The following is a 22,920-nucleotide window of genomic DNA, read 5'->3' on the forward strand; positions in this document are numbered from 1 at the left end:
TTTTAATAAAATACAAATTTATTTACATCCAAAATATTAACAAACAACGAGTGATTTTCGGTAAATGAAAAAACCGGTATATATCTCTTCTGTTGCACTTTTTACAATCAATACGGTCAGATCGTGGAGATTGACTCTTGGGCTGACACAAAGAGAAGTAAGTTCGGAGATCAGCCCCGGATCAGACAGCAACACATTAGGAATTATTGAAAACAATTTCCGAAATGAAAAATATACAGACAAACACCTCAATAAAATAGCGCAATTGTTTACTAAGACAGCCCACGAAATCGGACTAATCAAGGAGTTTTCATTGTTTACATTTTATCCGGAACAACCTATAGAAGAATTGATGGTAGAAAAAAAGATAGTTCAAAGACCTAAAGAGCTTACGCAAACCTCAACCTTATTTATATTGTTGGAAGAAAAACAAGATCCATTTTTTAACGATTGGCACACAGTAGCTCAAATAGCAGCTCATTGTAGTGCTTACTCCGAGAAAAACTGGACTAATAACGATTTTACTGCTGTGATTAAAACAGCAACTGAGAAGAATAAATTAGAGCGAAAAAGTGAAACCGAATCTATTTACCGTAGACATCGATAATTTATAATATTAGATTTATCGGATTAAAGATATGCCCAAAACTAAGCAAACTCATGATCAGGTATTTCCTGCTATACTTTTTCGAAAAATTTTCATGTTTCATACCTATCGGATACACATCGGCTATTCTGCATATGAATGTTCATTTTTACTGGGAAAGCATGATTTTTTCATAAGAGACGCAGAGAATCCTCTGAAAACTACACACATAGATCCTGTTGATAGCAATTATCTGGCATGTATATTTGGAGAAAGTATAGAAAAATTCACCCCTGAGGTGACTAAGCAGGATAATTACCAATTAAAGATAAGTATCAGTCAGACTGAAAACAGGAAAACCTCTTTTCAGATTTTAATCCGAAATGAACAGTTAAGCAAATCAAATCCATTTACACTTATAGAAGAAGAGAAACTCTGTGTTCTTCCTACTGCTAAATTTCTATCCACATTCGATAAAGTAAAGGATTTTATACTCCATTTACTAGATAACGGCTATTTTGATAATACACGCACAGCATTAGACATCTTTAATGAATGTCGCAGAAACGACGATTTCGGAGTCAATTTTCATGTCCGAAATCTGATTAAGTCTTTAAATTACTTTACCAATAAAAAAAGCGGACATGCTTTATTGAATAATGAAAGAACAAACCTATTTTCCAGAAGATTATATTTCAAACCTTTCAATTTTGAAATCAAAGACAACAGCAAAGTTTCAGATTTGTTTTTAAGTAAGGGAATAGCTGATTTTGCATCTGCAGTCAAATGGGTAATTCAGCTTCCCTACAAAAGAAATACAGATAAATCAGATTCTTTAATTCTATTTCGGGAATTTGCAGGAACTTGTAGTACAAAGCATGCTGTTCTTAAACGATTAGCTGATGAAAATGGTCATAATCAAATCAGACTAATGTTAGGCATCTTTATGATGGATAAGAAAAATACACCTGCTGTTGCAGCTGTATTAAACAAATATAGGCTTGAATATATCCCGGAAGCACATAATTATCTTCGAATTCATAACTATATCGTTGACGCAACAGGGATTGGAGTTAATGAAACAAAATTTGAGCTGGACCTGCTAACAGAAGTTGATATTTCAGCTGATCAGATCACCGATTATAAGACAGACTTTCATCGCAGGTATCTTACTGAATGGCTAGCACAAAATAACATTCCTTATTCTATAGAAGATATCTGGTATATCAGAGAAGAATGTATAAAAGCACTAGCTGATCAGTAAACTTTCACCACAGTAATGTATTAATGAATAAATACAACCGAAAGAAGCCTGATGTTCAGCAAATTTCACTAATCCTGATGTGCTAGTGCATAGAGGGCAAATGTACCTAACCAGTGACTGCCCATATAATCATCATTTGAGATATTAGGAAGCGAGAAAGCAAGATGCTCATGTCCTACCTTTTTGAGATGGTGCAACTCAGGCAAGGCCTTTGCAATACTATTAAGACAAGTGGCACGGCTGAAATTCAGACCATCCAGATGAACCAGCTTACCATCGGTGCGATCTTTCACAACCGCCGGCTTTAATGAAAAATCCGCTTCAAACAATTGTGGCATAAAAGTCTTTAACCAGGTTTTATACGCGTCCTGCTGCAATATTTTACTCATTACAAGCGCCTCTTCCAGACAAGGAGACAGAAAATCAGATCCGCTTGGCTCATAGGCAAGATCACAATTCTTGTCCTGAGTATATAAGCGTTTTGCATGCTCCGCCAGTATATTTTCAAACTCTTTATTGCCTACAGCTCTTGCATAATCCAGTGAAAGTGAAAAACCAAATGCAGAATTATCGTGCTGTCCGGAACGTATAGGATAGACTAACTTAGGCAGGTAGGATTGGTATCGGTCTACCAATATATCTACTAAGGGCTGCAGGTTCCCTGCCCAACGCCGGGCATCCGTATCGTTCCAGCTCAACAGTTCTTCCTGTAGTTTGAATAACCAGGCCCAGCCATATGTACGCTCAAAGCCGAGGTTATTTTTATCTTGAAAAAAGGCCAGTTCTACCTGTACATTTTCAGGAGTGATATGTTGATTCAGCAACTGACGAATCTGACCATCTTTATCCAGATCAGGATGTGTTTTCAAAATTTTGATAACAGACCAATACCCATGCACAGAAGAATGCCAGTCAAAACAGCCATAAAAGACAGGTCGCAATTGCTTAGGAATTTTGAGGTCCTGTGCACTACCGATCACCTGTCCGAGTTTATTGGGATATTCTGTAGTCAGACAATGGAGAGGAAGATCCAGAATACGCTTTGCCTGCTGCCCATCCAGCTGAATGCTTTTTACAGAATCCTGAGCAACATTATTCTTATTTTCAGTTGATTGACAGGAAAATAACCCAAACAAAACAGGAAGGATCAAAATAATTCGGTTCATCATTTCAAAATCATAGTTTGGCTAAATATAGTCAAATTAAGCTCATAATAACAAGACTGACTTTTAATTTGAGAAAAGGACTGTTACTTTTAGGGAAAGTAAAAAAACGAACGCTATGAAATATCGGAAAATTGGAAAAAGCGATCTTCAACTATCGACTATTACTTTTGGCGCCTGGGCTGCCGGAGGATGGATGTGGGGAAGTACAGATCGTAATGAGGCTATAAAAGCGATACAAGCTGGCTTGGAAGAAGGGATGACATCTATAGATACAGCACCTATCTATGGGCAGGGGACTAGTGAAGAAATCGTTGGCGAGGCTATTAAAGGATTGTCGCGCGACAAGATTCAGATTCTGACTAAGTTCGGGATGCGCTGGGATACAGATCAGGGTGATCTTGTAGGGCCAAGTAAAAACAATCAGGGACAGGATATTACAATCTATAAATACGCAGGTAAAGACAGCGTGATATACGAATGTGAGCAGTCGCTAAAAAGACTGGGAACAGATTATATTGATCTTTACCAGATTCACTGGAATGACAAAACCACAGCAATTGAAGAAACTTTTGAAGCCGTGGCCAGACTTATAGAACAAGGTAAAATAAGATATGCAGGAGTCTGTAATTATGATAATGATCAGGTAGCAAGAGCTGCTTCTGTATGTCCAATTATTTCCGATCAGATTCCTTACTCTATGGTCAACAGGGGCATAGAAAAAGAAACCGTTCCGTACTGTATTGCTAACAATATCGGAATACTTGCTTACAGTCCTATGGAAAGAGGTCTCCTTACCGGAAAAATGAAACCCGGACAACAATTCGGAGCGGGAGACCACCGTGCAAATCTTCCGTTTTTTACAGATGACAGTATTGCCAGAACAAATGCATTTCTGAAAACTATAGAACCTATTGCAGATAAATACGATGTGACCCTCGGACAACTGGTATTAGGCTGGACAGTAGCTCAGCCCGGAATCACAATTGCACTTGCAGGTGCACGTAATGCATCACAGACTATAAGCAATGCAAGAGCGGGTGATTTGGAAATCGAACAGCAAGATATTGATACAATTACGAAAGAACTTCATACTATGCTTCCATAACCTACGTAAAGGGAGCAAAAAAAATCCAGACGAATATATTTCGTCTGGATTTTTTATTTGATATCCGCCAGTTTTAAGAAGTTGGCGGTAATTTAACACGATAAATACGGTACGGAAAAGAAGTTTTATCTGTACCTCCGTTCCATTGTGGTAATCTGTTGACCTGAGCACAGGAGAAATACAGGTATCCATCTGTACCTATACCCAAAGAATCCGGCCAGATCAACCTTGGATCCTGCACCAGTGTGATCAGTTTTCCGGCAGGAGTGAAATATTTGATACTGTAATCCAGAGAGGAAGTGATATAAATATTTCCGGCTGCATCTGCTTCCATACCGTGACACACAGCAGTCTCTCCCATATCCTCCACATAGGATGCCAGTTGCTGTTCAGAAAGCTTATTATCTGCCAGATATTTAGTTTCTATACGATATAAATGAAGACCGTTAATAGGTCTGTAATAAAAGTATCGTAAATCTTTGGTAAGTGCTATTCCATTTACATTGGACCTGAACATATTTCCGGACTTATCCTCCATTTTTTTACCCTCGTAACGAAGTACAATACCTGAATCTGCCAGAGTTGAAAAATGATGCTGCAGAACAACACGGCTCTTCCCGCTTATAAGATCCAGAATCACAATTGCCGCTTGTCCGGGATCCGAAAGGTAGGCCAGTTTTTTATCCGTATCCACGCGTACATCATTCAGACCGGATTTGCTCTTATTCAAATCATCAAAATTAAAAACATGGAGCACCGAATCGGTATGCAGATCGATTTGCAACAGTTTAAATTGTCCGTTTTTCTTTTCTCCCGATCCGTCATTCCCGAATACCGAATTCTGAGGTGCAGGCTTCGAATCCAATACCCACAGATGATCATTGTCGTCGACATATATATCCTGCACATTGACAAATACTTCGTCCTCATTTCCTTCTTTACGGTTCCATTCTACATTTGGGTAAGCAGTTCGCTTTCCTTCCTTTACTTCTGCCAATCCCATTTCATAAGGATCGCGCTTTGGAAAAGAAACAAAAATTCGATTATCAGAAGATACCGATACACCGATCGGCTGAGATTGTCCGAATGCAGCCACCACCTCCAGGCGGGCATCTTCGGAAAGTGTAGTCTGGCCCTGAGCAGGCGTGAATGAACGCATCGTAATAGCTAAAAATATAAACGTTAAACTTCTCATTATTAATCAAACAAAGCAGTTGCAAAAATTGTTTAATTTAAAAACCAACATTTAACAAACATCAGAATCTTTGGAATAGATTTTGCCAAAATCATATAAAAACACTAATACTATAAAATTATGGGAATGATTGATTTAATTACAGGCGGCATTGGCACAAAAGTCATTACTGCACTGGCTGGAAAACTGGGTATCAGCGAGACCAAAGCTAAGTGGATGGTTGCGATTGCAGTACCCTTGATGATTGCAGCACTAAAATACAATTCCAGCAAAAAATCAGAACAAGCAGAAAGCCTGAACAATGCATTGGATAACAAACATACAGGAGATGCATTGGATCGTGTAGATCAGATTGTAGAAGATGGGCCCAGCGAGGATGATGACAAAATTATCAATCATATGTTTGGCAAAAACTCCGATCAGGTAAAAAATGAAATTGCTTCCAAGACCGGAATAAGTTCAGAAACCGTAGGTACAGTCCTTTCGACTCTTGCTCCTATTGTGATGGCTTATGTAGGTAAAGAAAAAGCAGCGCAAAGTAATTCGGGCGGAATCGGAGATCTGCTGGGTGGATTATTAAACGGAGGAAATGACAATGCTTCGGCTAATGGTCAGCAACAGCAATCATCAGGTGGTGGTATTGCAGATCTGGTTAGCGGATTCTTTGACAAGAATAAAGACGGAAATTTTCTGGATGATATTGCCGGAATGTTTACAAAGAAATAAACTAAAAATGCCCCGCAAAACGGGGCATTTTAATTATATCAAAAGGCATAATCTATAAGCCTTTCTCTGGAATATTTTATAAGGATTCCCAGTTCGTAATGATACGTTCCAGATCTCCTATATCATAGAACGTATAATCTGCAGCTTTCGTTTCACCTTCATCATCTCCTTTCCATCCTTCGCCTTTCAGCCAAAGCGTCTGACAGCCACAGGACTTTGCGGGCACCATATCTTTACTGTAAGAGTCTCCTATCACCAGACAATCTGCCGCCGGCAGTCCGATCACATCCACGCCTAAAGCATAAATAGCAGGATCCGGTTTACGTACACCTACCACTGAGGATTCTATAATTTTGTCAAAACAATTGTAAATTCCAAAATCCCGTAATACAGATGTGAGATTACCATAAAAATTTGAAACCATCACCACAGGATACTTTTCATGCAGACGATTCAGGCTCTCCGTAACACGCAGCACATTATTTTTGGCCAGTTCATATCCATCATTTGCAATAAGATCTGCCAGTTGATTATCAAGTCTGATATCCTGAGAAGCCAGATACTCAAATTGTACACTTAACTTAGCCTTCAACACCTGAAGAAAATTAAAATCTTCGGTAATAATGGGATGAGTGGCCATTTTACGCTCTGCAAATACATAAGCCTGATCAAATTGCTCTCTTGAAATTCCGGCTTCATATTTCTGATAGGATGACCAAAGCACGGCAGCCCAGTGCTGTCCGTTAGAATCTAATGTACCACCGTAGTCAAATATTAATCCTTCTATTTTTTTCATGTATTTAGTATTGTTTTATGTACCAGATTTCTAATTAATGTGGGTCTCAATATCAATTCCACTGGTTCATTTAATTTTCTGAATCATTTAACTGAGCCTCTCTTTTGGTTTTGCTTCTCTTGGCAAAGCTCATCATAAGAAGACCTATAGCTATCCATACCAGCTCGCGTATACGGGTAGCAATACCGATAAACACACCTACCGAAGCCTGATATCCTACACTGGCGACAGCCATAGCCATTCCCCCTTCCCGCGTGCCTAATTGCATAGGGAAAAAGAAAATCAGATTGGCAAACAGAGATGATCCGGAACTTACAATCAGACATTCGATATAAGTCATCGGTAGACCTAAGGCATGGGCTATAAAATAAATTTCAGCACATCCAACTACACGCGCAAAAAACTCCCAGCATAAAGAGGTGTAGAAATTCCGTTTACGATCTACGTATAGCGATCTTACCTGATTATCTACATCTGTCAGAAGTTCGTGGTGCTCCTGCTCATACAACGCTATTTTTTTTCCTACAAAAGGCAGCTTACTAAGAGACTTCATCAGACTCACTGTAATTCCCTTTTTATATCCTTTTGAAAACCACCACACCCCCAGCACAGCCATCAGAATAATAGTCACACACGCGATTACGACAATTTTACTTGCAGGTACAAACCAGAGAATAAGGCCTACCGATGCTACCCAGAATACAAGATGAGAAAGGATATGCATCATTGTGTACAGCAAGATAGAGGATCCGGCTTTAGAACTCCCTACATAGGGCTTCAGTTCCATAATACGGTATGGCTCACCTCCTAATGCCACAAAAGGTGTAATATAATTGATAGAAAAACCGGTAACAATCAATTGAAAGATTTTACCAAATGGCAGTCGTGTGTTAGGATTATCCTTTTCCAGAAGAATATCCCGCAGAGCCATAGCATTCATCAGGTAGATGACCAGCCAGCTCAGCAGAACCGGGACAAACCACCAGCCTGTCTTTTCAATATTTTCCCATATCACCTCCGGCCCAAGGGAATACACCATATAGCCCAAAGTACCAAGCCCCAGAATAAAGAAAATAATTTTATAGATTTTACTCGCCATTCGAGTCTAACTTTTGAGTTTATTTACAAAGTATCCGCTGACTTTTTCCTGTCTGTTGATCATATAGATCAGAATAGGATTTAATACAAACATATCAAAGAAAAAGTATAACCACACCTCTCCTATGAAAAGCCATAAAAATAAAAAGATAACACGGGTATTGAATTGAACAATATTGGTATACTTCATTAGTGGTTTGTTCATGGTTCTGAACTCTGTTACCAATGCCTGCGGCAAACTGTCAACATACTTCGCTTTGATTAAGCCTAAAAGTTGCTGAAGGTTAGGAGACAGACGCTCCTGCATACGGGTATAGCCCAGATAACCATTCAATACAAATTTGCTGAATGCTTGTTTACTCCAGCTCATCTGATCAAATTCAGCTTGCAGATCGCGGCTGTTATCCAGTTCGCTACCTGCTTTTCCTTTGATAAAATATAAGTGTACATTACGGTAATAGTCAGCCATTGCAGATTGGAAAACATGTGATACTCCGGCCAATACTCCCGGAACCCATACCCATGCAGACCATCCTTCATTCATCAGTCGCAGACACAGTGCAATATGAATGGAAGCAAACCAAAAATCACCAGCAAATCCATCTAAAATACGTCCAAAACGACTCTTATTGTCTGTCATCCTGGCCAACTGGCCATCTGCCGAATCCAGTGAGTTGGCAAAAACCAGTAATAGCATTCCGATAACATTGATCCACAGAGAGGGATAATAAAATAAAATACCGGCACCTACACCAAAGAAAATACTAATAATAGTAACCGCATTAGGTGTGATTCCGATCTTTGCACAGACCTGTGCTATTCTGAATCCGATCGGTCTGTAAAACCAGATGTCAATTCGTTCTTCTGTATCATTGGATTTGAGAGATTGTTCAAATGCCGTTTCTTGTTCTTCGGGAGTATTAGGATTGTTGTATACTGATGTCTCTCTTTGCATGTTGTTGAGTTGTAAAGACGTTAACGAGTAGACTACAGATGGCATCTGCAGCCTCAGCCCTGCATGGGGCAAAACTTGGCCAGTCATTGAGATCTATAATATGAAAATTACCATCCGGTCCGATGATAATATCCCCGCCATAGACATGAACACCCAGAATCGTAGCGGCACGATCAGCGATTACCTTTAATTTTTCTTCATCAAAAGGATAATGTACCGTCTCCCCGTTGATCTGTTCATAGACAGCATATTTGTGGTGGTTATGTTCATACGGATAGAAATAGTGAAAGAATCCGGTATCTTTTACAGCATAGAATTTCAGCAGATCGCCTACCAGATGCTCAGAGATCACCGCTTCTTTAATCCCTCTCAGTGCGTATTCATTGAGAATATATTTTGCTTCTTCAGCAGAGGATGCAAATGTTACGTCTTCCTTATGAATAGCATGAAAATCCCCTCTTTTTATCCAGACACCTTTCCCCTTTAAAGAGTTAAAGACTTCTGTTATATCAGAGGTTGTAGAGACCACGTGGCTGGCCGGATAAGGTATCCCTCCTTCCAGCAATACATTGGTCATATTTTTACGAAAACAGTTTTCTATTCCCCATCCGGAGTTGATCACTGTCTTTCCTTCTTTTTCTAATTTTTGCAACCTTTTTACCAAGGTTTTGGTACGAGCCATCGTGACAATAAAATCCTGCGATACAGATTCCTTTTCCATGAATTCATCTTCATTACAAATCTCTATATCCGCACCTGTTAAAGTCAGCTTTTCACATACTTCATTAAATATGGCAGCATCATTACCAATATGATTTGGCGAGAAACGGCTTTTTCTCGTCACACCCAAAATCTTAATCTTTTCAGCCATTTTTTGCACTAACTAAGTGTGTTTTTTCTAAAAGGAATGCTTCAGCCATTTCCTTGTCTTTGAGATGATCGACATCGACGACCTTTCCAAAAATATGCCCTTTCACATTTAAATGATTGAGCAACAAATCTCTTTGATAATTACGCATCCGTGTATTACCCTCTTCGACAGAGCGTTTCACTAACTCAATAGCATTCTTTCTCAACCCATAGATACCTCCGGATACATATTGAATACCTTCTATATGCTGATCCTGAAAGCTCAGTATATTCTGTTGCGGATCTGTTTTTACGTATAACGGACTTTCATCATCTATAAAAGGCGTGATTCCCATATAAGCATCTGCATTTGCTGCTGCTCGGAATCCATGCAAATAAGAAGCAAAGTCTTCTTCTTTAAAAATAGTATCAGTAGTCGTCAGACAGCAGGCTTCCCAAGCCGGATTTGCCTCGATAAGCGCGTGAAAACTATGCAGAGAACTGGGCGTATCTTTTATAATCAGGCTGATAGGTACATCAAAGCTTTCTTCCGTAAGGTAAGCTTTCAGCTCAGGAGAATGATTATTGATAATAATGTGAACGACCGGAGCACCCTGATCAGCAAAAATACGGATTAATCTTGCGATCATAGGAACACCGTTAAGTGTCAATAATGGTTTTGGAAGATCAACCCCCTCTTCTTTCAGGCGGGATCCCTCTCCGGCAGCTATAATAGCAAAGTGTATCATCTTCATTATTAAAAATTACCATTACCTGAAAAAAAAGTAATGGTAAGAAAGGGAGGCGAATCGCCTCCCTTGAAAAATTATATTGTCAAAATCATTATTGGATGCTGTCTACCAACTCCTGATAGTAATCCAATCCCAAATGGGTAATCAGATCTTCTCCCATCATATGACGCAATGTATTCTGCAATTTCATAAGCTGTTTGAAGATATCATGTTCCGGAGGTAATCCAGGTGCAGTCTGAGGTGATTTCAGGTAGAATGACAACCATTCCTGAATACCTGACATACCAGCACGTTGTGCAAGGTCAATGAATAAAGCAAGATCTAATGCAACCGGTGCTGCAAGAATTGAGTCTCTGCACAGGAAGTTAATTTTGATTTGCATCTTGTACCCCATCCATCCGAAGATATCGATATTATCCCATGACTCTTTGTTGTCACCATGTGGAGGATAGTAATTGATTCTTACTTTATGGTAAAGATCACCATATAGTTCAGGGTTTTTCTTCGCATCAAGAATCTCTTCCAATACTGATAATTTAGAAACTTCTTTTGTTTTAAAGTTTTCAGGATCATCCAGTACCAGACCGTCACGGTTACCCAGAATATTTGTTGAGAACCAACCTTCTACACCTAAAGCTCTAGCCTGCAAACCAGGGGCAACGATTGTTTTCATCAACGTTTGTCCTGTTTTAAAATCTTTACCGGCAATAGCTACACCATTTGTCTGCGCCAGCTCTTCAATAGCAGGTACATCACAAGTCAGGTTTGGGGCACCATTTACATAAGGTACTCCTTCCATCAATGCCGCATAACAATAAATCATACTTGGCGGGATGCGCTTGTCGTCATTATCCAATGCTTCTTCAAGTTTTGCAACAGTAGAAAATGCATCATTAGTTTCGATATATCTTTCTGTAGAACCACACCATACGATCACAATACGGTCAAGGCCATTCTGCTCTTTGAAATCACGGATATCCTTACGTGCAGCATCAGCCAGTTCACGACGCGTAGTTTCAGTTTTAATATGTGTCCCATCCAGGTTTTTGACAAAATTTTTGTCAAAAACAGCTTTCATAGGTTTGATATTCTCCAACACCTCTTTTACCTGATCCAACTGACCTTGCTCCAATACTTTTGCTTTAGAAGCAGCAACATACACATTGTCTTCGTAAACATCCCACCCACCAAAAACGATATCTTCCAATTTTGCCAATGGAACGAAATCTTTGATTAATGGATTTCTGTCTTCTGTGCGTTTGCCCAGACGAATACGGCTCAATTGAGAAACTGAACCAATAGGCAACGATAATCCTTTGTTAATAGCGGCTACACCGGCAATCAAAGTAGTAGCAACAGCCCCCAGGCCCGGAATTAAAATCCCCAACTTACCGTTGGCCTCTTTAACCTGATTTTCCATATTATTTAATAATCTATTGTTTTGTTTGTAATATTGATAACATTGTAACTAAACTTTAGGCAAGTTAAGCATTTTAGGTAATATTTTATTTATACAAATATAATATTTGACAGTTTTACCAAAAAACTAAAAAAGTCAATTTTTTAATTATTTCATTCCAGAAAAAATCACTTTTAATAATTCATTGATAACAAAAGAAATATACCCTTATACAGACTGTTATCATCCGTTATTCTCTACAAAATCAATAGTCTTTTATATTGCCAAAATTTGACAATTCAAAATATGTAAAAAAGAGCACTTTTGAGACATTTCTCACAAAATACAGACGTTCACCTTATCTATAGCTAATCTCAGAGATCACACACCGAATTTGCTTTGAAAAAAAAGAAAGATTTGATACCTTTGGCGCATATAACACCTTTTAAGTATAAGCCTTTCAGTATGTAATGAAAGGTTTTTTTGTACGGAATGTTATTAATATAGTTAAATGGTAGAGTTAGTCAATATTTCAAAAACATTTAAAAGTAAAGGCATTTCTACAAATGCACTGGCAGATGTTTCGATAAAGATCAGCGAAGGAGAGATTTATGGAGTTATCGGGAGCTCAGGAGCCGGAAAGAGTACCCTTATCCGATGTGTCAATCTGCTGGAGCGCCCGGATAAAGGTGCAATTGTGATCAACGGGCAAAATATTATGGCTCTTCCACAGCAGCAGCTTACCGTCAAAAGAAGGGAAATAGGGATGATCTTCCAGCATTTCAATTTATTTTCCTCCCGTACCGTATCGGAGAATATAGCTTTTCCTCTGGAATTGACAGTTAAACCCAAAATAGTGATCAAAGAACGGGTAAATGAATTATTACAACTCGTTGGTCTGGAATCTAAAGCAAACGATTATCCGGCAAACCTATCCGGAGGACAAAAGCAACGTGTGGCTATCGCACGTGCACTGGCCAATAATCCTTCTATTCTGTTGTGCGATGAGGCCACAAGTGCACTTGATCCGCATACAACCAAATCTATTCTGCAGTTACTAAGATCTATCAATAAAAAATTGAATCTGACGATACTGCTGATTACACACGAAATGGAAGTGATAAAGACCATCTGTGATCGTGTTGCGGTGCTGGATCATGGCAGGCTCATCGAACAGGGGACTGTTGAGCAGATATTCACGGCGCCGAAAGAAGCAGTTACACAACAATTCATTGCTTCCTCCTTTAATGCCGAACTTCCGGCAGCAATTCAGAATAAATTAAAACAGACGGGAAACCCTGTAGTCAAATTCTTTATTACAGGTCACGAGCAACAGTCATTGCTGATCTCTGATCTGCAACGGTTGTATCATACGGATGCCAAATTGATAAGTGCACAAATTGAATACATAGGTCAATCCAATTTTGGACTGATGTTTCTGGAACTTAGCGGGGAACCTCAGGCTATACAGGAGAGTCTCTCCCATCTGAACACTAATTATTCATCTTTTGAAATTATAGGATATGTCTGATACCATAGTTAAGCTGTTATTAGAAGGGACCTGGCAAACACTGGTCATGACATTTGCCTCTGGTTTTTTCGGATTTTTATTAGGACTTCCTACGGGAATTCTTCTCTTTGTGACACGCAAGGGACAGATAATGGAAAATAAAACCATCCATCAGATCACTTCTGTAATTGTGAATATTTTCAGATCCATTCCTTTTATTATTCTGATCGTCTGGATGATTCCCTTTACCAGAGAATTGGTCGGCACCTCCATTGGTGTATCTGCAGCATTAGTTCCGCTAAGCATAGGTGCGGCTCCTTTTGTTGCCCGTCTTGTAGAAAACAGTCTGCTGGAAATTCCGGCCGGACTTATTGAAGCAGCCAGAGCAATGGGAGCTACTCATAAACAGATTATACTAAAGGTATTGTTGCCGGAAAGCTTACCCTCAATGGTCAATAACGCAACCATAACGCTTATTACTTTAGTAGGATATTCGGCCATGGGTGGAGCTGTAGGCGCCGGAGGATTAGGGCAAATAGGTTATCAGTACGGCTATATAGGATATGATGCTTTTATAATGAATGCAGTATTGATCCTGCTGATACTGATCGTATTTATACTGCAGTTTACCGGAGATTTTATTGCAAAGAAAACAAATCACAGATAATACAATTAATAAGACATGAACATACGCACAAAACACATATGTATTCTTGTTGCCGCAGTACTGACACTCAGTGCATGTAACGGGAAGAAAAAAGACAGCCAGACATTGAAAATCGGTATTGTGGCTGGCCCTGAGAAGGAAATCGCTGAGACTGCAGCAAAGGTTGCCAAAGAAAAATACAATCTGGAAGTGGAGCTTGTCACCTTCAATGATTATGTTGTTCCCAATGAAGCTCTGAATCAGGGAGATTTAGATGCAAATGCATTTCAGCATCAGCCTTATCTGGATGAACAGTCTAAGCAACGTGGCTATAAACTTGTCCCGGTTGCCAAGACATTTGTATATCCTATCGTAGCCTATTCCAAAAAGATCAAAAATATCAGTGAACTGCTTCCGGGACAGACTATCGTTATCCCTAACGATCCGACCAATGGAGGAAGATCTTTACTGCTTCTGCAAAAGCAAGGTCTAATCAAATTAAAACAGAATACAGGGATTCTGCCTAAGGTCACAGATATTGTAGAAAATCCGAAACAGATCAAATTCCTGGAACTTGAAGCGCCTCAGTTACCGAGAGTACTGGATGATAAAGAAGTGTATATCGCTATTATCAATAATACATTTGCATCTCAGGCCGGACTTGATCCCGAAAAAGACGGATTATTTGCAGAGGATAAGGAATCTCCTTATGTCAATCTTATTGTGACCCGTACGGATAACAAAGATGATGAGCGTATCAGGAAATTTGTACAGGCCTATCAGTCGCCGGAAGTAGAGGAAGTTGCCCGTAAAATATTTAAAGGAAATGCGGTTAAAGGCTGGTAAAATTAAACCTGCTATATATTAAAAAATAATAAATTAACGGTGCTGCAATTGTGAAAATATTAACAATTGCAGCATTTTTTTTATATATTAGCAACTATATTTAATAAACTTCCTAATACCTTATGTCTAAAGTATATAATACATTTATTGATTACATCGAAAAACGCAATCCTAATGAACCCGAATTCTTACAAGCTGTCACTGAGGTTGCGGAAGATCTGATCCCTTATATTGAACAACACCAGCCCGAATTGCTAAAGATGAAAGTTCTGGAACGTATTGCCGAACCTGAACGCGTGATCTCTTTCCGGGTAACCTGGTTAAACGATAAAAACGAAATTGAGGTAAACCGGGGTTACCGTGTGCAAATGAACAGTGCAATAGGACCTTACAAAGGAGGATTACGGTTTGCACCAAATGTCAATCTGAGTATACTTAAGTTTCTGGCTTTCGAACAGGTCTTTAAAAACAGTCTGACCAGTCTCCCCATCGGAGGAGGTAAAGGAGGTTCTGATTTCAACCCGAAAGGCAAATCGGATACGGAGATTATGAAATTCTGTCAGAGCTTCATATCTGAACTTTATCGTCATATCGGTGCCGAAACAGATGTTCCTGCAGGAGATATAGGTGTGGGAGAACGTGAAATCGGTTATATGTTCGGACAATATAAGCGTCTTCAAAACAACTTTACGGGGGTACTTACAGGTAAAGGAGCCAACTGGGGAGGCTCTTATATCAGACCTGAAGCTACAGGATATGGATTACTATATTTTGTATCCTGTATCTATGATTACCGCAGTGAAGAACTGAAAGATAAAATCGTAGCCATTTCAGGCGCAGGCAACGTAGCCTTCTATGCCGCAGAAAAAGCAATACAGTTCGGTGCTAAAGTAATTACATTATCCAATAGCCAGGGTGTATTATACGACGAACAAGGAATTACCTCAGAGAAACTGGCTTTTATTGCAACTATAGGTCGCGATCTGGATAAATATATTTCAAAATATCCGGACGCAAAATACTATGAAGGCAAAAAACCGTGGGAGTTCAAATGTGATATTGCATTACCTTGTGCTACTCAGAATGAACTGGATGGGGAAGATGCTCAGAAACTAATAGCCAACGGTTGCACCTGTGTAGCTGAAGGTGCAAATATGCCTTCGACAGCTGAAGCCATCAAACTCTTTCACAAAGCACGCCTTATCTTTGCTCCGGGCAAAGCAGCCAATGCAGGAGGTGTAGCTGTTTCAGGATTAGAAATGTCTCAAAACTCCATCAGAGAGCAATGGACAAAAGAGAAAGTGGACAAGAAGTTACATGGTATTATGGAGAATATCCACAGAACCTGTGTCAAATACGGTCATGAAGACAACTATATTAATTACCTGAAAGGTGCTAATATAGGAGGATTTCTGAAAGTAGCTAAAGCGATGATTGCACAGGGAGTTGTATAACAGCTCTCTCTTCGAAAAATATATAAACGTAAGCAGTTGGCGGGGACGCCAACTGACGCGTTTAAAAGTAAAATATATACATAACTATCCTCCTCGCGTTTGCTGTGTGTCCTCACCAGCAATATCTACAGCATTTTTTTGCTTTTTATTCTTTTACATTTCGTTTTCAGTCTTATATATCCCCGGCGCTTGCTGCGTGTCCTCACCAAAAATATCTACAGCACTTTATCAGTCTCGCTATTTATGTATTAATTATACTTTTTTACGGAGATCTATCCAGTAATTGAGGGAATCCGGATTCTTGACCACGTCAATACTGACAGCCCGTTCAACAGGTACGCCCATCATTAGTTTCTTAACAGGGATTTCCAGTTTCTTTCCACTCATAGTATATGGTATATCCGTCACTGCCAGAATTTCATCGGGTACATGTCGCGGACTATAGGTATTTCGTAGTTGTTTTTTGATTTCGGTCCGAAGCTCATCCGTAAGTTCAATTCCGGGTCTCATCTTGATATACAATGGCATCACAGAATCGCCATTCTCCAGATCAATACAGATCACGAGACTATCTTCCACCTGCTCAAATGTATTCAGCACATTATAGACCTCAGCTGTACCGATACGCACTCCTCCCCTGTTTAGGGTTGCATCAGATCTGCCGTACATTATGATCCCGTTATTATTTCGGGTTATTTTGATCCAGTCTCCATGACACCAGATACCCGGATATTTGTCAAAGTAACTTTCCAGATATTTAGCATTATCCTTATCCTTCCAAAAGTAAAGCGGCATAGAAGGCATAGGTAATTCGATCACCAATTCTCCCACCTCATCATATACTGCAACACCCTCTTCATTATAAGCTTCTATTTTTGAACCTAATGTACGGCATTGTATTTCACCTGCAAAGACAGGCAACAATGTACTACCGGAAAGAAAAGCACTGCAGACATCTGTACCGCCACTTAAAGAAACAATTTGTACGTCCTCCAGCTGTCCCTGTAACCATTTAAAGGTATCCGGAGGTAAAGGAGAGCCGGTAGAGCCGATAGTTTTGAGTTTAATATTCAATTCTGACAATGACATATCCTGACAGGATGTAAAGTAAGCTGCTCCTGCACCAAGATGATCCACACGCTGATCTGCAATAAAGTTCCAGATAGATTTCCGTTCCGGAAATATAGGTGAACCATCATAAATACACAAGGTGGCTCCTACCAGAAGAGACGAAACAGCATAATTCCACATCATCCAGCCCGTAGTTGTATACCACATAAAGCGGTCCCCTTCCTGTACATTTTGATGTAAAGCCAGTGCTTTATAATGTTCAATCAGATTACCGCCGGAACTATGTGTAATAGCCTTAGGTTTTCCGGTTGTACCTGAAGAATACAGTATCCAGATAGGGTGATCAAACGGAACCGCCTGAAATGTGAGTGGCTGTGTATGATCAGCCTCCCGCATAATTACATCCCAGTCAGCTCCACTTACCATGACAAGATCGGTAATAGAAGGTATCTGTTCTTTAATGGTTACTGCTGTTTCCTGTTTATCATATTTCTTTCCATTATAGTCATAACCCGAATCTGCAAAAAGGATCCTGGGCTCAATCAAAGTAAAGCGTTCGACAATACTTGCACTACCAAAATCAGTTGAACAACAGGACCAGATAGCTCCAATAGCATTCACAGCCAAAAATATAGCTATTGTTTCTGTTGTATTATTAAGTATTCCCGCTACCCGGTCTCCTTCCCTGATGCCCTTTCTGATCAAAAACTGTTGTATAGCACGCACCTGATCTTTCAGCTGAGACCAGGACACTTCTTTAGCAGGGGTCTGTTCAGCCTGATAAAGAATGGCCGGACGTTTATCTGTCTCCTTGCGAAAGACATGCTCTGCATAATTGAGTGTAGCACCCCGAAACCATTCTGTACCGATAAATCCTTGTTTGGAGTTGGTAATAACAGCATCAAACGGAGAATGAGATTTAAGATCGAAATACTGAAATACCGAAGACCAAAAATCTTCAGGCACCGAGACGGACCACTTCCAAAGCGTCTCATAATCTTTAAAAGAAAGCTGATAACGCTCTTCAACAAAGGTTTTAAAATCGAATAATGCAGAATTTTTCTGATAATCAGCAGAAGGTGTCCAGATCAGTTCACTCATAAATATATTACACTTGGTTATGTCCCAAATGTAATGAAAAGTAACGCCAGTACAAAGTTTTTACCTATACGACATCGATTACAGTCCCATCTTCGGTGGGATGTCCTGTACATAATAAAATACGTCCGTTAGCGACTTCCCTGTCTGTCAGTACTTCATTATAATCCATACGCACATTTCCGGATGAACATTGTGAAATACAGGTACTGCACATACCTGATTTGCAGGAATAAGGTAGCTTGATTTTGTGCTCTAAGCCTACATCAAGAATTGTCTTGTTGTAGGGTACGGTCAATTGGTGACGCTGTCCGAGAAAGTTCAGTGTAATGGAATAACTTGTTGTATCTACTTCCTTTTCTGTTTCATCATCGTCATCCTCTTCATTTTCCGGCAGCAGAAATGTTTCCCGTTTGATCTGATGGTCTGCATACCCCATCCCTAATAAAGTAAAACGACAAAGATCCATATAAATAACTGGTCCGCAGGTGTAGAAGAGAGTATCCGCCTGTAGTCCTTCTACATATTGTTTGAGAATATCATAGATAAAATCTCGGTTGAGACGGGCTTTCATCAGATTTTTGCTGTTTGAAAAAACCCATATGATATGAAAACGATCCGGATAGTTTTTCTGCCATCCGTCAAGCTCCTCCAGAAACGGGGTCTGTTCAGGTGAGCTGTTGCTGTATATCAATACTATTTTGGAGTCTTTTTCTCTAATTAAAGCCGTCTTCAGAATAGAAAACAACGGAGTAATACCAATACCTGCAGCAAATAAAAATACGGTTCTGCTTGTATCAGCTACGGGTTCATATATAAATAAACCCTGTGGATCCAGCACGTCAATCTCTTGTCCTACTGTAATCTTATGATGCAGGAAACGGGAGATCTCTCCGTTATCCACTCTTTTCACAGCAATACTTAAAGGTTCGTCCACATCGGGAGAACTTTTAAAGGAATAAGAGCGACGGACTTCGCGGTCTCCGAAAGTGAAAATCAGTGTCAGAAACTGCCCGGCTTTATACACAGGATAAGGCCCCGATACCGGTTCAAAATCTATAGAAATATTATTGTTCGCCTCAGGAGTTAGTAATGAGATCCGAAGTTTATGCATGTTTCAAAGATAAGGTGCTTTTGAAATCCAAGCAAGTAATAAATAGGATTATAGGATCAAAAGCAGACTGCAATTTTGCCGGAAGAGGTACTTCCAAGTTTGATTATAAAAAAAGTCGCCTTTCATTTTGCAATGAAAGGCGACTTTTTTTATATCTGTTATTCTTTTCAGTCTTTTACAACTTACGTTTAACTTCGACTTGTTCGAATGCTTCCACAATGTCTCCGACATGAATATCATTGTATCCCTGAATATTCAGACCACATTCGTAACCTTGAGATACTTCTTTCACATCGTCTTTGAAACGTTTCAGTGAGGCAAGTTTTCCGGTGAATACAACTACTCCGTCACGTACAATACGGATATCACTGTTTCGGTTGATTTTACCGTCTAATACCATACATCCGGCAATAGTACCCACTTTCGAAATTTTGAAAGTCTCTCTGATCTCGACATTCGCCACGATCTTCTCTTCCAGTTTCGGAGCTAACATACCTTCCATCGCAGATTTAAGTTCTTCGATAGCATCGTAGATGATAGAGTAAAGGCGGATATCAATCTGCTCCTGCTCAGCAATCTTACGTGCATTTTGAGAAGGTCTTACCTGGAAACCGATAATGATCGCGTCTGATGCAGAAGCCAGCAATACGTCTGATTCGGAGATCTGACCTACTGATTTATGGATTACATTTACCTGAATCTCATCTGTAGATAAGTTCAATAATGAATCTGATAATGCTTCGATAGAACCATCCACGTCACCTTTCACAATTACATTCAGCTCTTTGAAGTTTCCGATTGCCAAACGACGACCAATTTCCGCTAATGTAATATGTTTCTGTGCACGCATACCTTGTTCACGTTGTAACTGCAGACGTTTGTTAGCCACCTGACGTGCTTCGGATTCGCTTTCCAATACATAGAATTTATCACCCGCTGTAGGCGCTCCTGCCATACCTAATATCTGTACCGGTGTAGAAGGACCAACCTCTTTCACGCGCTCTCCGCGTTCATTGGTCAGAGCTTTTACTTTACCACTATGTGATCCGGCCAGGATTGGATCTCCGACACGAAGTGTACCTCCCTGTATCAATACTGTAGTCACAATACCACGTCCTTTATCCAGAGCAGCTTCAATAACAGATCCTACAGCACGTTTTTTAGGATCGGCTTTAAGATCCAGCATTTCTGCTTCCAGCAATACTTTTTCCAGTAATAAATCTACATTGAGACCTGTCTTACCTGAAATTTCCTGACACTGGTATTTTCCTCCCCAATCTTCAACAAGGATATTCATTGCTGATAATTGTTCACGGATACGATCAGAGTTTGCGCCCGGCTTATCTACCTTGGTGAAGGCAAATACAATCGGTACTCCGGCAGCCTGTGCGTGGTTGATAGCCTCTTTGGTCTGAGGCATCACACTATCGTCTGCTGCAATTACAATGATCGCAATATCTGTGATTTTAGCACCACGGGCACGCATCGCTGTAAAGGCTTCGTGACCCGGTGTATCTAAGAATGTTATTTTTCTTCCGTCTTCCAGTTTTACGGCATATGCACCGATGTGCTGCGTAATACCTCCGGCTTCACCACCTGTTACATTCGCTTTACGGATGTAATCCAACAGGGATGTTTTACCATGATCGACGTGACCCATTACCGTTACGATCGGAGCACGCATAATCAGATTATCCGGGTTATCGGCTTCCTCTAATTCTGCTACTTCTTCATCTTCCGGTTTGATAAATTCAATCTGGTATCCAAATTCATCTGCTACAATCGCTAATGTCTCTGCATCCAGACGTTGGTTGATAGACACGAACAATCCCAGACTCATACATGTAGCGATAATTTGCGTTACCGATACGTTCATCAGGTTTGCCAATTCATTTGCAGTAACAAACTCTGTTACTTTCAATACATTGGCCATCATTTCCTGCTCTAACGCAGCCTCTTCAGCATGGTGAGCTACTTCGTCACGTTTCTGACGACGCAGTTTCGCACGTTGTGCAAATTTACCGGACTTACCTGCACCGCTCAAACGGGCAAGTGTAGCTTTGATTTGATCCTGGATTTCTTTTTCTGATGGTTCTTCCTTGTTTTCTACAGGTTTGTTTCTACCCTTGAAATCAGGTCTGTTACCACCCGGACCTCTGTTACCCTGATAATTTCCGGGACCTCGGTTGCCCTGGTTGTTACCCGGACCTCTGTTCCCTTGATTATTACCGGGACGGTTTTGGTTATTACCCGGACCTCTGTTGCCCTGGTTATTTCCACCCTGACCACCTTGTTGGTTTCCACCTTGCTGGTTTCCGCCTCTATTCTGATCCTGGTTGTTTCCACCGGTATTCGGACCGTTATTCGTACGCTTACGCTTACGTTTCTGATCGTTCGCATTACCTGTTGCATTGGAAGAAGACGCTACCGGTCTGTCACGGTGTGACGGTCTTGCCGTAGGCAATTCGATCTTACCGATAACTTTCGGTCCGCTTAAGCTTTCTGCACGTGCACGGATGACATCATCCTGAGGTGCTGCCGGTTTAGCGGGCTCTGCTGGTTTAACCTCTTCTTTTTTGACAGCCTGAACTTCCGGTTTCACTTCTTCCACCTTTGGTTTAGCAGGTTCCGCTGGCTTCTGCGCCTGGGGAACAACAGTTTCTTTTGGAGCTTCTGTTTTTTCAGCAATAACGGGCTGAACAGGCTCTACGGGTTTTTCCACGATCTTTGGAGTTTCCACTTTTACCTCTACCTTCACAGGTTCTTCTATTTTAGGAGCAACTTCGCTCTTTTCTTCTTTTTTAGGCTTTCCTTTACCTATGCTGTCCAGATCAATCTTCCCGACGATCTTCATACCTGTAAGATGAGGATGATCCTCAGCAGGCTTCTTCTCTTCTGGCACGTCAGCCTTTACCGGAGTTGGTTCTGCTGGAGCATTCTTTATCAGGATCTCCTTTACCTCTGCTGTATCTTCATTCTCCGAGACAGATTCTTTAGGCGCAGCATTGCTACTTCCAGCAGGCGACTCATCACGACGAATTTTACCAATTACGATTTGCTTTGCCTCGTCCTTAACAATTTTGTCTCCCTGAAATTCGCTCAAAAGAACATTGTACATCTCGCCTGATAATTTAGTATTAGGTTTAGACTCAACATCAAATCCCTTTTTTACTAAATAATCCACAGCGGTAGCTATACCAATATTTAGTTCTTTTGCTGCTTTTAGTAAGTTTATGCTTTTACCTTCTGTCATTTATTGTGTCCTGTAATTATAAAGTATATACAAAAAT

The 22,920-nt window shown here is 40.2% G+C and carries 19 protein-coding genes; 8 read left to right on the plus strand and 11 right to left on the minus strand.

The annotated features are described in order from the left end of the window. Window positions 1–64: 64 nt before the first annotated feature. Both I6J03_RS01010 and I6J03_RS01015 read left to right on the plus strand, forming a co-directional pair. Entirely contained in the window at window positions 65–607 is a 543-nt protein-coding gene (locus I6J03_RS01010; protein ID WP_003007459.1) for a hypothetical protein, read from the plus strand. A gap of 31 nt (window positions 608–638) precedes the next feature. Next, window positions 639–1,850 (plus strand): hypothetical protein, encoded by a 1,212-nt coding sequence (locus I6J03_RS01015; protein ID WP_003007461.1) that lies wholly within the window; start codon window positions 639–641, stop codon window positions 1,848–1,850. Between the two features lie 68 nt (window positions 1,851–1,918). Here I6J03_RS01015 and I6J03_RS01020 read toward each other — a convergent pair whose 3' ends face one another. Continuing rightward, the gene (locus I6J03_RS01020; protein ID WP_003007463.1) at window positions 1,919–3,019 is read right to left on the minus strand and encodes a DUF2891 domain-containing protein; all 1,101 of its coding nucleotides are present in this window, start codon (window positions 3,017–3,019) and stop codon (window positions 1,919–1,921) included. A 112-nt stretch (window positions 3,020–3,131) separates the two neighbouring features. Between I6J03_RS01020 and I6J03_RS01025 the strand changes: the two genes are divergently transcribed. Further along, window positions 3,132–4,121, plus strand: a complete 990-nt coding sequence (locus I6J03_RS01025; protein ID WP_003007465.1) for an aldo/keto reductase — start codon at window positions 3,132–3,134, stop codon at window positions 4,119–4,121. Between the two features lie 73 nt (window positions 4,122–4,194). Here I6J03_RS01025 and I6J03_RS01030 read toward each other — a convergent pair whose 3' ends face one another. Beyond that, a complete protein-coding gene (locus tag I6J03_RS01030; RefSeq protein ID WP_003007467.1) occupies window positions 4,195–5,316 on the minus strand; it encodes an L-dopachrome tautomerase-related protein in 1,122 nt (373 codons plus the stop codon). A gap of 126 nt (window positions 5,317–5,442) precedes the next feature. Between I6J03_RS01030 and I6J03_RS01035 the strand changes: the two genes are divergently transcribed. Then, entirely contained in the window at window positions 5,443–6,042 is a 600-nt protein-coding gene (locus I6J03_RS01035; protein WP_232279717.1) for a DUF937 domain-containing protein, read from the plus strand. Window positions 6,043–6,118: 76 nt separating this feature from the next. Here the strand turns inward: I6J03_RS01035 and I6J03_RS01040 are convergent, their stop codons facing one another. The 6 genes from I6J03_RS01040 to I6J03_RS01065 form a co-directional block, all read right to left on the minus strand. Further along, window positions 6,119–6,838 carry an HAD family hydrolase gene (locus tag I6J03_RS01040; protein WP_003007472.1) on the minus strand — a complete coding sequence of 240 codons (720 nt, stop codon included), beginning with the start codon at window positions 6,836–6,838 and terminating at the stop codon, window positions 6,119–6,121. Between the two features lie 70 nt (window positions 6,839–6,908). Then, the gene (locus tag I6J03_RS01045) at window positions 6,909–7,937 is read right to left on the minus strand and encodes a lysylphosphatidylglycerol synthase transmembrane domain-containing protein (RefSeq protein ID WP_201694081.1); all 1,029 of its coding nucleotides are present in this window, start codon (window positions 7,935–7,937) and stop codon (window positions 6,909–6,911) included. Window positions 7,938–7,943: 6 nt separating this feature from the next. Beyond that, window positions 7,944–8,891, minus strand: a complete 948-nt coding sequence (locus I6J03_RS01050; protein ID WP_003007478.1) for a CDP-alcohol phosphatidyltransferase family protein — start codon at window positions 8,889–8,891, stop codon at window positions 7,944–7,946. After that, window positions 8,857–9,762, minus strand: coding sequence for a hypothetical protein (locus I6J03_RS01055; protein WP_003007479.1), 906 nt, complete (start codon window positions 9,760–9,762; stop codon window positions 8,857–8,859). Before I6J03_RS01055 ends, I6J03_RS01050 begins: the two co-directional genes overlap by 35 nt. Then, on the minus strand, window positions 9,755–10,495 hold the full coding sequence (locus I6J03_RS01060; RefSeq protein ID WP_157600442.1) for a nucleotidyltransferase family protein: 741 nt from the start codon (window positions 10,493–10,495) through the stop codon (window positions 9,755–9,757). Before I6J03_RS01060 ends, I6J03_RS01055 begins: the two co-directional genes overlap by 8 nt. Window positions 10,496–10,583: 88 nt before the next feature. Next, window positions 10,584–11,912: an inositol-3-phosphate synthase gene (locus tag I6J03_RS01065; RefSeq protein ID WP_003007483.1), complete on the minus strand. Its 1,329-nt coding sequence runs from the start codon at window positions 11,910–11,912 to the stop codon at window positions 10,584–10,586. Between the two features lie 490 nt (window positions 11,913–12,402). Here I6J03_RS01065 and I6J03_RS01070 point away from each other — a divergent pair, with 490 nt between their 5' ends. The 4 genes from I6J03_RS01070 (at window position 12,403) to gdhA (ending at window position 16,347) form a co-directional block, all read left to right on the plus strand. Next, window positions 12,403–13,422: a methionine ABC transporter ATP-binding protein gene (locus I6J03_RS01070; RefSeq protein WP_003007485.1), complete on the plus strand. Its 1,020-nt coding sequence runs from the start codon at window positions 12,403–12,405 to the stop codon at window positions 13,420–13,422. Further along, window positions 13,415–14,068, plus strand: coding sequence for a methionine ABC transporter permease MetI (metI, locus tag I6J03_RS01075; protein ID WP_003007488.1), 654 nt, complete (start codon window positions 13,415–13,417; stop codon window positions 14,066–14,068). The genes I6J03_RS01070 and metI overlap by 8 nt, the downstream gene beginning before the upstream one ends. Before the next feature lie 15 nt (window positions 14,069–14,083). Further along, window positions 14,084–14,893 carry a methionine ABC transporter substrate-binding lipoprotein MetQ gene (metQ, locus tag I6J03_RS01080; protein WP_003007490.1) on the plus strand — a complete coding sequence of 270 codons (810 nt, stop codon included), beginning with the start codon at window positions 14,084–14,086 and terminating at the stop codon, window positions 14,891–14,893. A 122-nt stretch (window positions 14,894–15,015) separates the two neighbouring features. After that, window positions 15,016–16,347, plus strand: coding sequence for an NADP-specific glutamate dehydrogenase (gene gdhA / locus I6J03_RS01085; RefSeq protein WP_003007492.1), 1,332 nt, complete (start codon window positions 15,016–15,018; stop codon window positions 16,345–16,347). A 252-nt stretch (window positions 16,348–16,599) separates the two neighbouring features. Here gdhA and I6J03_RS01090 read toward each other — a convergent pair whose 3' ends face one another. From I6J03_RS01090 to infB, 3 genes are all read right to left on the minus strand, one after another. Further along, a complete protein-coding gene (locus I6J03_RS01090; RefSeq protein WP_003007493.1) occupies window positions 16,600–18,519 on the minus strand; it encodes an acetoacetate--CoA ligase in 1,920 nt (639 codons plus the stop codon). Window positions 18,520–18,583: 64 nt separating this feature from the next. After that, window positions 18,584–19,630: a ferredoxin--NADP reductase gene (locus I6J03_RS01095; protein ID WP_003007495.1), complete on the minus strand. Its 1,047-nt coding sequence runs from the start codon at window positions 19,628–19,630 to the stop codon at window positions 18,584–18,586. Between the two features lie 175 nt (window positions 19,631–19,805). Then, entirely contained in the window at window positions 19,806–22,883 is a 3,078-nt protein-coding gene (gene infB, locus I6J03_RS01100) for a translation initiation factor IF-2 (RefSeq protein WP_201694083.1), read from the minus strand. Window positions 22,884–22,920: the final 37 nt, after the last annotated feature.

This window comes from Sphingobacterium spiritivorum, assembly GCF_016724845.1.
In the GTDB taxonomy this organism is placed as follows: domain Bacteria; phylum Bacteroidota; class Bacteroidia; order Sphingobacteriales; family Sphingobacteriaceae; genus Sphingobacterium; species Sphingobacterium spiritivorum_A.